The following is an 11,278-nucleotide window of genomic DNA, read 5'->3' as shown; positions in this document are numbered from 1 at the left end:
TAGCGCCTGTATTTATTATATATTTAGTTTGTAATAAATCTGTATCTATACCTATTTCATTGTATTCACTTTTTACAAATGAAATTGCACCTTGACTTATCATCATTTCAGGTAAATTTACAAATTGATTATCTATTTCTTTTATCATAGTATCTTTTTGTTCTTTAGGCATAGATGCTAATATAGTCAATATATCTTTATTTTCAAGATCCTTATTCATTGAAGTATTCTGCATACCACTTGGTAATATATTCTCTGAATTATTTGTATTAGCTGTCATATTTTGTTGCGACATATTTTTTACCATTTGATTTTTAATCATTTCACTTGATTCATTGTCGCTTTCTAAGCCATATACTATTAATTCTGGCTTCCCAAGTATATTATCTAATTTTTCAATAGTTTCTTTATCTTTTGTATTCAATAAATATAAATCTTCCTTCTCAATAGCTGGATAATCTTCTTTATATTTATTATATTCCTCACTACTTAAAGATTTTTTGCTTAATAATTTATAATTATTTAATACAGTGTCTTTATTTTTATCATTCATAAAAATAAATAATTTTTCCATTTGCTCAGCTCTTATAACATTTGGAGCTGCATTTTCAATACCACCTTGTTGTATACCTATATTTATAATATTAGATGTATAAGTAGGTAAAGAAAGTTCACAACTTGCTTGCCCTGCTAAAAGTAATATAATTAAAATAATTATAAAACTTGAGTTTTTTAAATATTTAAATATTTTGAACATCTTTTCTCCCTTCCCATATATAATGATTTTACTCTTAAGACTGCATTTCTTCTATTACATCATTTAATCTTCCAAGTAAGCGAATTAAATTATCTGCATCATCTTCCCCCATCTTTTCAATAACTTTACATATAAAGTTATTGAATTTTTTAATTTCTTCTTCTAAACACGCTTTTCCTTCATCAGTAACTCTTACATATACAACTCTTCTATCATTTTTATTTGAACACCTTTCAATGTATCCATTTTCTTCTAGAGTATTTAGCATTTTAGATGTTGCTGGTTTAGTTATGCATAATATTTTTGTTAAATCAGAAGTTTTCATCCCACAATAGTTTTCATCGTTTGAATTTTGTTGGCAATTATCCATTATAGTTTTAATGGTCATTATCATTCCTATATGGAATTCTTGAGATTTTTTACTTTTATGAGCCAATTTTTTAATTTTCGCTATTGAGTTTAAAAACTCTTTTGATTTTTCCTGTAAATCACTCATTATTTCATCCCTTTCAACCAAATAATTTAATTTACCAAGGCAATAGTTTCATCTTGCAACTATTATTTTAGTTAACTTTTTGTATTAAGTCAAGTTTTTAATCTTTAATATTTTTTCTTTAAAATAAGTATTATATGTTGTTAATTTAATATTTTATATTTACTTTTTTACAACTGCTCAAACTCATTGATAATACTTTAACCTATGGATTTTCCCCAGTTACAATCTCAACATAAATTCCTTGTATGTAAAAAATGGGTTATCTAAAGAGATAACCCTACTTAATAAAGTATTAAAAGTATCTTACACTAATACTTACTATATTTTCAGAACTTGATTATTATGAATTAAATCAGAACTTATAACATCATTATCCTTCACCAATTCGTCTAATTTTTTATCAAATTTATTGCCCACAGATGTCAATGTATCTCCGTTTTGAACTACATAAAGCCCTTTGAACCTTTTATTATCATCTTTATATATTCTTGAAGTTTCTATCTTTAGAACTTGACCTGGGTATATTAAGTTAACATCTTGTATATTATTAATTTCAGCTAATCTATCTACTGAGATATTAAACTTTCTTGCTATGCCTGATAACGTATCTCCTCTTTGTACAATATAAGTTTTTATATATTGTCTTGCTGATGAGGATTTTGAATCCTCATTTCCTACTGTAGGAACTTTCAGAATCTCACCAGGATATATTAAATTTGGATTAGCAATATCATTTAATTCAACTAAATCATTTACTGTTGTATTAAATCTTTTTGCTATAAGTGATAATGTATCTCCTAATCTAACAATATAAGTGCTTGAAAACTCCACCTTACCTCTATTTACTATATTCCTATTATTTTCAGGATATATCTTAAGAACTTCACCAGGATATATTAAGTTTGGATTTGATAATCCATTGATGCTTGCTAAACTTTCAACTGTAACTCCATATCTTGTAGCTATTGAACTCAATGTATCTCCAGATTGTACTGTATAGTATATAACTTTATTATTGTCTGACTCTTGTCTTCTTTCTCCTGGTATATTACCTCTATCATTTAAAAACATTTCATCATAGAATATATCTAAGTCAACATTAGCACTAATACCTGATACTCTTCCTGTATCTGAATATTGCCAACCTGCATGACGGCTACCCCAAATTTGGTTTGGTAATGGCCCTCCTTCTCTAAGTTGAGCTATCCATAGTGGATAATCAGAAATACCTAAGCCATTATACAAATTATGTTCTGCAAAATATGCATAAGTATAAATAGCTGTATCAAGACCACTATATAATTTTACTTCTTCTAAAAATTCAACTGCTCGTTTAGTCAATTCATAATTACTCAGTCCACCTGTTTGCTCCAAGTCTAAAACTAGTTTACAATCTGAATGAAGACCTCTTATAGTATCTACAAAATATCTAGCTTGCTGAGCTGGCGTTCCCGAAGAATTAGGATTAAAAAAATGATAAAATCCTACCTTTAATCCATTTTCTGTTGCACCATCATAAAATTCTTGCAAATATGGATCCCTGTAAAATGTTCCTTCTGAAGCCTGTATTATTACAACTTCAACACCACTATCAGCTACATCTCTCCAATTTATTCTTCCAGACCAATTACTTACATCTATTCCTCTATAACTAGCCATAAAATACCTCCATTTTTACTATATTTAACATTCTATAATGTCTATTTATTATATTGTTGCAAGTTGATATTTGTGTCATATTTCGTGCTTTTTTAGCGTAATATAAAATTAGTATTATAAAGTAACCTCTACTGATTCTGATTTATAAAAACTATTCATATTTAAAATATAATCATTCCTTAAGTGATATATAATATTTGAATTACATAAATTGGTAATTTTTTCACATATTCAACTTTATAATGATATAATGATGTTAGATAGATATATATTTATATAAGGGTGGGTTGTATATTATGAAATTTGATTGTTTTTATTATCCTGTTTTAAATGATAAAGGTGATGTTATAAAGTCTAATAGCCATATTAAAAGCTTTAATTTTGGTGATGAAGTTCCTACGAAGACACTATATTATAATTACAATTCTAGCTTCGTTATCTTCCAAAATAGTAAGTTATTTATTGTAGAGGATCGTATTCTAAAAAAAGAAGCTAATATAGATGATTTAAAATTTCCTTTGAAAATTGTTTTTAACCAAGGGACTCAATTAGTAGTAAAAAAAAAATCAGAATTATCTTCAATAAGACTTTTACTATCTGGTTACTATGAAGAAGAAAAAAAATTAGGATCTCTTTTCTTTTTATCTGAAGTATATACTAGAAAAATAAGAGATGCTCAATATAAGGTTATGAATGATTTAACTAACTCTTCAAGAAATGTTGAGTATTTAAATGAAGAGATAAATAACTCAACTGAACATTTATTAAATGATTTAAAAATAGTTCAAAAAAAATTTATTGAATTATGTGATTCAAATCCTGATTTAATAAAATCATATTTAGAGTATATGAATTTTAATGATGAAGAAGACATGTTTAAAATTGGTATAAATAAATATTTTGAAGAAGATACTGAACAATATAATGAATATAACAAAAATGTTCTAATATACAATCGTCGTCTTATTTATCCAAAATTTAAATTAGAACATCTTGTGAGCACTATAAATAGTTATAAATAATTTTAAATAATAAAACCAGTTAAATTAATTTAACTGGTTTTATTATTTCTAAACATGTTTTATAATAAAGATTATTCTACCCTATTTTAGGGTATTATCATAATGATAAAAAGTATAAGCATTTAAAGGAGAATAAAATGAGAGTTGTTATAATAGGTGCTGTAGCTGCTGGTATGTCTGCTGCTGCAAAATTAAAAAGAATGAAACCTGACTACGAAGTTGTAGTATATGAAAAAACAGATATAGTATCTTTTGGAGCATGTGGGCTTCCTTATTATGTAGGAGGATTTTTCAATGATTCAAATATGATGATAGCAAGGGAAAAATCAAAATTTATAGAATCTGGTATAGATTTAAAAACTCTTATGGAAGTTATTGATGTTGATACTAATAACAAAAAATTAAAAATCAAAGATATTCAAAATGGAAATGTTTTTGAAGACAATTACGATAAATTAATGATTGCTACTGGTGCTAGTAGTATAATGCCTTCTTTTGATAAAAAATTTGAAAATGTCACTACTTTAAAAGATATGAGTGATGGTATCAAATTAAAAGAGTTAATAAACAAAGAAGAAAATAAAAATATAGTTATTATTGGTGCTGGATTTATAGGAATAGAAACTATAGAAGCAGCTAAAAAATTAAATAAAAATATTCATCTTATAGATAGAAACAATAGAATTTTAAGTAAAGTCTTTGATGGAGAAATTACTGCGTTATTAGAAGATGAACTAAGAAATAATAATATTAATCTACATCTTGGTGAAAATGTCCAAGAATATATCGGCGAAAATAAAATTGAAAAAATAGTAACTGATAAAGGTGAAATAGATACTGACTTAGTAGTTGTTGCAATTGGTGTTAGGCCAAACACTTCATTCTTAAAAAATACAGATATAAAAATGTTACCTAATGGTGCCATAATAGTTGATGAATATGGTAGAACGTCTGTTGAAGATGTATATTCAGCTGGTGACTGTGCAACTATAAAAAATATACTTACTAATGAAGATATGTATGTTCCTTTAGCTACTGGTGCTAATAAATTAGGTAGAATCGTTGGAGAAAATTTAGGTGGAATCAACTCATCTTTCCCAGGTTCTTTAGCTTCAAGTTGTATTAAGGTTTTAGATATGGAAGCTGCTGCTACTGGTATTACAGAAGAAAAAGCTAAATCTCTAAATCTTAATTATAAGGCTAAGTTTGTAAGTGGATTTAATCAAACTCACTACTATCCTGGAAGAGAAAAAATATCAATAAAATTAATTTATGATGCTGATACTAAGGTTATCCTTGGTGGTCAAGTTGTGGGATATAAAGATGCTGTTCAAAGAGCTAATGTACTTGCTACAGCAATCACAGCAAAAATGACAACAGATCAATTAGGTATGTTAGATTTATGCTACGCACCTCCATTTGCTACTACATGGGACATTTTAAATATTACAGGAAATGTCAGCAAGTAGTCTAGGAGGAATATTTATGAATCAAATGACATTAGAAGAATTATATGAAGTAGGATGTTCTTTTGAGGCTTCCGTTGGACAAGGAACAAAAAGTGAAAGAGCTAGAATACCAAAAAACTTATCTAGAATTAATTTTGATGAAGAGTTAACTAGTAATATAATAAACTTTGATAAAGAAATTAAGTTTTTAGTTGCAGGTGAGATTTGGTGTTCTGATTATCAATTAAATGGAACAGTATTAAAAAAATTTATAGATTTTAATCCAAACTTTGATATGTCAGTTATAACTATGGCTAGAGGTAAAAAATATATCCAACCAATTTTGGACATTACAGATGCTAAGTTCCCTTTAATTGTGGTTTTAGATAAAGATTTTAATATTCTTGGTAATTTCCAAGAAAGACCACAAATCGTAAAAAATGCCTCAAGCTTCGATGATATAAAGTTAGATTATTACAAAGGAAAATACTTAATAGATTCTGCCTATGAAATTTGGAATATAATAAAAAAAGCAGAATAATTAATAACATCATATATTCTAAATTAAATAAAGAACTGTTATTAAATATTTAATAACAGTTCTTTTTATTTATATTAATTCCCTATATACTTTTTATATATTATAATTCTACAATTTTAAATCCAGCTTCTTCTATATCTTTTCTAATTTTTGCTATATGGTCATGATCAAATGTTTCAAGTATAAATTCTGCAGCTTGTTTTCCTACAGCTCCACCAGAAGATAATCTTGTTTGATTAGCATTTAATATATTCGCATTATTATTGCTTATTATGCTTATTAATTCTAAGAATCCACCTGGTTTATCAGTCATTGTTGTAGTGAATGAATATCTTCTTCCTTGTTTAGCTAAACCAACACCGATTACTCTATATAATGTATTAACATCAACATTACCTCCAGAAACTATACAAACAACTTTTTCTCCTTCTGTTGGTTGATATTTTCGAGATAATAAAGCTGCTGTTGAAACTGCACCAGCACCTTCAGAAACTATTTTTTGATGTTCTAATAAGAATAACATACCTTCTGCTATTTCTTCTTCTGTAACAGTGATTACATCATCAACTAATTCTTTTATTATTTCAAAGGTAGCATCTCCAGGAGTTTTTACAGCTATACCATCTGCTATTGTAGCAGCTTTAAACGCAGTTGTAACTTCTCCATTATTAATAGATTCTTTCATTGATGGTATATTTGAAGTCTGAACACCTATAACCTTAACATTAGGATTTAGAGCTTTAGCCGCAACAGCTACACCAGCTATTATTCCCCCTCCACCAATTGGGCAAAGTATAGTATCCACATTATTATTTAATTGTTCAAATATTTCTAATGATATTGTCCCTTGTCCTGCCATTACATACTCATTATTGAATGGATGTATAAAAGTAGCACCAGTTTCTTTTTGTATTTCTACTGCTTTTGCATAAGCATCATCATAAACTTCTCCGTTTAATACAACTTCTGCTCCATATCCCCTAGTTGCAGAAACCTTTGCAAGTGGTGCTGTTGCTGGCATTACTATTGTAGATTTTATACCTGTCATTTGAGCACCTAATGCAACACCTTGAGCATGATTACCAGCACTTGAAGCTATTACACCTTTTGCCTTTTCTTCCTCAGTCAAGTTTGCTATTGTATTAACAGCCCCTCTAACTTTAAATGAACCTGTTTTTTGTAAGTTTTCACATTTATAGAAAACATTTGCCCCTGTCATTTCACTTAATGTTTTACTTTCTAAAACAGGCGTTTCTTTAACTATACCTTTTATCGTTTCTTGAGCTTTTTTAACATCATTTAAAGTAACTTTTAACATATCAATCATTCCCTCTCTTTTTCATATATATCTAATAAAAATGTTTTCATTTATAAAAATATCATTTTCCCACCGTATAAAAACATTTTCCTAAATTACTTTTTCCTTCGTTTTTTATTATACAATAATATTTTCAAAATATCAAACAACTTTAAAACATATCATTAAATATTTTTATGTATATTATTTTATTAGTATATTAAGAGTAATACTTTATTTTTTTAAGAATAAGCAATTTACTAGTTTATATCCATCTATTTTTGCAAGTATAATTTTTCAATAATAAAAAAAACAGAATAATATCCTTAAATTTCCAGTATATTATCCTTGTCTTTAAAATTATCTTGTATATATTTTTAAAGCATCCCTAAAAAATTCTGCCATGCCCTCTTTATTATCATCATAATATTTTTTAAATCTTTCATCTGCTGCATACATCTCACCTAATCCCATATGAGCCTCTTTTGTATAAAAATTCCAAGTATATCCTAGCCATTTTTTATGAAGTTCACATGCTTCTTGAGCTTTTTGTCCACGAGGGTTCCCTTCTTCCATAGCTTCTTCTAATTTAGATATTATTTCTTGTGATAATTTTTCAAATTCTTTATATTCTTCTTCACCTAATCCAAGCATTTTTTTATTTGCATCATCTACTTGCTTATTACCATACTTTTCACGAATTTCGTTTCCGTATTTTTCTTCATTTTTATCTATTAATTCTTTCTTAAATCCTTCAAATTTTTCTTTGTTTGACATATAAATTTCTCCTTTTTTATAACTAATAGTTTTTTCAACATTTTCAATTAGCAAATTTATTTGATTTCTCTTTTCTATAAGCTCTTTTTTATGATTAGTTAAAGCATTTAAAATATCAAACGATGGCGATGTTATTATTTCTCTTATTTCATCTAACTTAAATCCCATTTCTTTATAAAAAAGAATTTGTTGTAATTGATCTATTTCATAATCTCCATAAATCCTATATCCAGAAGAGTTTATTCTTTTTGGTTTTAATAAATTTATTTCATCATAATATCTTAAAGTTCTCTTACTAATCTTAGCTAACTTACTTAATTCATTAATAGAATATTCCATCCTTATCACCTTCCAATTATAATTGCTAATTCATATGTTTAACTAAAGTATAAAGTTTTACGCAACGTTAATGTCAATAAAGAATTTAAATTTTTTCAAAAAAAATAAAACGGAAAAATTCCGTTTTATTTTATGTAAAATATTTAATAATTATAGTATCTCGTTTAAAGCTTCTTCTATTTCACAATCGCATCCGCAGCATATTGTTCCAGCTTCTGTAGCTTCTTTTATATCATCTACAGTTTTAGCTCCAGCTTCTACAGCTTTTTTTATATCTTCAAAAGAAGTTCCCATGCAATCACATATTATTCTATCTGACATTTTCAATTCCTCCTGGTTGTGTTTGATAGTACATATTTACCCAGCTATTAATATCTGTAAACACATTTTATTACTTTTTTTCCCACGTATGTAAATAAATTTTATACAAAAAATATATTTAGTTGAATAAATTATATAAGATGGTGATAAATTGAAAAAACATAGTACTTTCATAGAATATTTTATACTTTTTTTAATAGGTGGAATAACCTATTACTTTATTGAAATTTTATATAGAGGCTTTTCTCACTTTTCTATGATTATAGTTGGTGGATTATGTTTTATTTTTATTGGCTCTATAAATGAATTTTCTAAAAGGGATATTCCTTTATTGTTACAGATGATTCTATCAGTATTTATAATAGATGCTATAGAACTAATTTCTGGGATTATTATAAATAAAGTTTTATTGCTAAATGTGTGGGATTATTCATATATGAAATATAATTTTCTAGGACAAATATCTTTAAGAAGCTCTATAGCTTGGTTCTTCTTATCTTTATTTGCCATATATATGGATGACTTAGTAAGATATAAATTTTTTAATGGAACAAAGCCAAAATATAGACTAATATAAAAAATTCGCTTCGCTTAAACCACTGTGTGGGCGCTCCACTTCATGTCGCCAACGGCTTTGCCCGTTGCTCAAAATTTATTTTTTTACAACTTCTCGAACACATTGATAATGCTTTAACCTAGAAGTTTTTCACAATTGCAAACTCAATATAATTTCCTTGTATGTAAAAAAATAAAGCCCTGCTACGAGGATACAGGGCTTTAAGGTTCATAATGATAGATAAAAGAGTGTGAGGGAATCTATCATTATACGGGTATTTAAGTAAATTATTAAGCTAGTCTTTCTATGTTTTAATAATACAATATCAATATGAATTTAATGTAAATTTCTTATGAACGAAAATAGAATTTTTAATATATTATAAAAAATAAGTCACAGCTTTCAAATAAGCGAATTACAAATAAAAAGAGAGTCTTATTTTAATTGAATTATCTAAAAAAATAGCACTATGAATAAAGTATCCTTTATCATAGTGCTATTCTTATTAACATTTATTAAATAATAACGAGAATATATTTCTTTTAACTTGTTTTTCTTCTACTATAAAGAAAGCTTGTTCTAAATTATATAAAAGTATTCTATCATAAGTATAAATAATATCTATATCGGTTTCTTCTTCTCTTTCTTTTAAAACATTCATAATTTCAATCATATGGTCATACGATTCACCCTGTATTATTAATGTAGGCTTTTCTTTGAAACTAATATTTAGCTTATCATAATGTTCTATAACATTTTCATACCTAGATAATTTATTTAAAAATTCATCTTTCCAATTATCTATCTTTCTAATTACTTCTATAAGATATGGTTTATCATTACATTCTAAAATAGATTGCGGTCTTACTATACAATTCCTTATATTTTCATTTAATATTATTTTAGAAACCCTAAAATTCACCCCTGGCTTCATTACTTGTGTGATTAATTGATTTGAAGCAAGCAAACATTTTATTTTAGCTGTCTTAATTTCACTTACATATCCTTGAGAATATGTTTTCTTGTCTAATGCCCTTAATAATCCTATACCATGATATCCAAGATAATATGCTTTGTATGAACTTGTACTATTTTCAGATATAAATTCTATCTGTTTAATAAAGCTCTTTTCTTTTAATCTTGTTAATTTTCTTGCCACAGATTTTGATTCTATATTTATGCCCATTTTATTTAAGTATGTAGTAATTTGCAATGAAGTAGCAAATACCAAATTATTGATGGCAAATAGAATCATTTTTTCTACTTCTCCCACATGACCCTTTTCTAATAAGAAATCCACTTCAGATTTTGATGTAGTTTTCTTTGGTCTGTTAATTTTGTGATTATCTCCTTTATAAGATGCAAATGGAGATAACTTTGTTTCATAATAATCTTTACTTGGATTTTTTAAATCTACTGGTGTGCATAATTTTCCTATCGGCGAAACTAAATCCTTTTTTTTAACTTTATACCTCATATATACTCCCCCCTGATATTTAGGACACATAATTAATGCTTCCTTAAAATAACATACTTATATTATAATATTTTTTGCCATATATTACATTTATAATTATTAAAAATTAAATAAAATTTTTATTTTTTGTTTAAAAATGAAAAAATTTTATATGATAATATAATAAAAAGGATATAAATTAGTTTAACTAACTTATATCCTTTTTATTATTTATCCTAATTTTGTACCACAGTTTGGACAGAAATTAGAACCTTCATTTCTTGTACCACAATTTGGACAGAAATTAGGTTTATTTACTTGTTGATTATTATTATTTTGAGGATTGTTTACCATATTATTAACAACCTGTTGTCCCATCATCATACCTATTTGTACACTAGCCATATCAGCTGCTACTGATCCATTACCTTCTTTTGATAGAGAATCTGCCATAGCTACTTGAGTATACTTATTCATATCTCCTATCATACTATGAGATGCCGCTTTATTAGCCATTTCTTGAACTTCTTTTGGATAAGATACACTTGATATAGCAAAATTAGTTATACTGATACCAATTTTTTGCATCTCAAAATCTAAATCTTCTTG

The 11,278-nt window shown here is 26.8% G+C and carries 11 protein-coding genes and 1 pseudogene; 4 read left to right on the top strand and 8 right to left on the bottom strand.

Annotated features, from left to right (window positions below):
* The 3 genes and pseudogenes from J7G74_RS07820 to J7G74_RS07810 form a co-directional block, all read right to left on the bottom strand.
* Nucleotides 1–757 (bottom strand): annotated as a pseudogene (locus J7G74_RS07820) (ABC transporter ATP-binding protein); the annotation flags it as partial.
* 34 nt (nt 758–791) lie between these two features.
* Entirely contained in the window at nt 792–1,253 is a 462-nt protein-coding gene (locus tag J7G74_RS07815; RefSeq protein ID WP_297133803.1) for a MarR family winged helix-turn-helix transcriptional regulator, read from the bottom strand.
* A 318-nt stretch (nt 1,254–1,571) separates the two neighbouring features.
* Nucleotides 1,572–2,912: a LysM peptidoglycan-binding domain-containing protein gene (locus tag J7G74_RS07810; protein ID WP_297133800.1), complete on the bottom strand. Its 1,341-nt coding sequence runs from the start codon at nt 2,910–2,912 to the stop codon at nt 1,572–1,574.
* A 296-nt stretch (nt 2,913–3,208) separates the two neighbouring features.
* Between J7G74_RS07810 and J7G74_RS07805 the strand changes: the two genes are divergently transcribed.
* The 3 genes from J7G74_RS07805 (at nt 3,209) to J7G74_RS07795 (ending at nt 5,923) form a co-directional block, all read left to right on the top strand.
* Nucleotides 3,209–3,934, top strand: coding sequence for a hypothetical protein (locus tag J7G74_RS07805; RefSeq protein ID WP_297133798.1), 726 nt, complete (start codon nt 3,209–3,211; stop codon nt 3,932–3,934).
* Nucleotides 3,935–4,071: 137 nt separating this feature from the next.
* The gene (locus tag J7G74_RS07800) at nt 4,072–5,403 is read left to right on the top strand and encodes a CoA-disulfide reductase (protein WP_297133796.1); all 1,332 of its coding nucleotides are present in this window, start codon (nt 4,072–4,074) and stop codon (nt 5,401–5,403) included.
* 16 nt (nt 5,404–5,419) lie between these two features.
* A complete protein-coding gene (locus tag J7G74_RS07795) occupies nt 5,420–5,923 on the top strand; it encodes a thioredoxin family protein (RefSeq protein ID WP_297133795.1) in 504 nt (167 codons plus the stop codon).
* Nucleotides 5,924–6,023: 100 nt separating this feature from the next.
* On the opposite strand, the gene ilvA is transcribed toward J7G74_RS07795, so the two are convergent.
* The 3 genes from ilvA to J7G74_RS07780 form a co-directional block, all read right to left on the bottom strand.
* Nucleotides 6,024–7,241 (bottom strand): threonine ammonia-lyase, encoded by a 1,218-nt coding sequence (gene ilvA, locus J7G74_RS07790; RefSeq protein WP_297133791.1) that lies wholly within the window; start codon nt 7,239–7,241, stop codon nt 6,024–6,026.
* Nucleotides 7,242–7,580: 339 nt separating this feature from the next.
* Nucleotides 7,581–8,336 (bottom strand): MerR family transcriptional regulator, encoded by a 756-nt coding sequence (locus J7G74_RS07785; RefSeq protein WP_297133789.1) that lies wholly within the window; start codon nt 8,334–8,336, stop codon nt 7,581–7,583.
* Nucleotides 8,337–8,486: 150 nt separating this feature from the next.
* On the bottom strand, nt 8,487–8,657 hold the full coding sequence (locus tag J7G74_RS07780) for a (2Fe-2S)-binding protein (protein WP_297133786.1): 171 nt from the start codon (nt 8,655–8,657) through the stop codon (nt 8,487–8,489).
* Nucleotides 8,658–8,808: 151 nt separating this feature from the next.
* On the opposite strand from J7G74_RS07780, the gene J7G74_RS07775 reads away from it, so the two are divergent.
* Nucleotides 8,809–9,234, top strand: coding sequence for a putative ABC transporter permease (locus tag J7G74_RS07775; protein WP_297133784.1), 426 nt, complete (start codon nt 8,809–8,811; stop codon nt 9,232–9,234).
* A 484-nt stretch (nt 9,235–9,718) separates the two neighbouring features.
* Here J7G74_RS07775 and J7G74_RS07770 read toward each other — a convergent pair whose 3' ends face one another.
* Together J7G74_RS07770 and J7G74_RS07765 are read right to left on the bottom strand one after the other, a co-directional pair.
* Nucleotides 9,719–10,690, bottom strand: a complete 972-nt coding sequence (locus tag J7G74_RS07770) for a replication-relaxation family protein (protein ID WP_297133782.1) — start codon at nt 10,688–10,690, stop codon at nt 9,719–9,721.
* A gap of 210 nt (nt 10,691–10,900) precedes the next feature.
* A partial coding sequence (locus J7G74_RS07765) for a zinc-ribbon domain-containing protein (protein ID WP_297133779.1) occupies nt 10,901–11,278 on the bottom strand: 378 nt, incomplete at its 5' end.

The organism is Terrisporobacter sp. (genome assembly GCF_017888745.1).
Lineage (GTDB): Bacteria > Bacillota > Clostridia > Peptostreptococcales > Peptostreptococcaceae > Terrisporobacter.
Note: the sequence above shows the minus strand (reverse complement) of the source record. Positions and strands in the feature narration are given on the sequence as shown.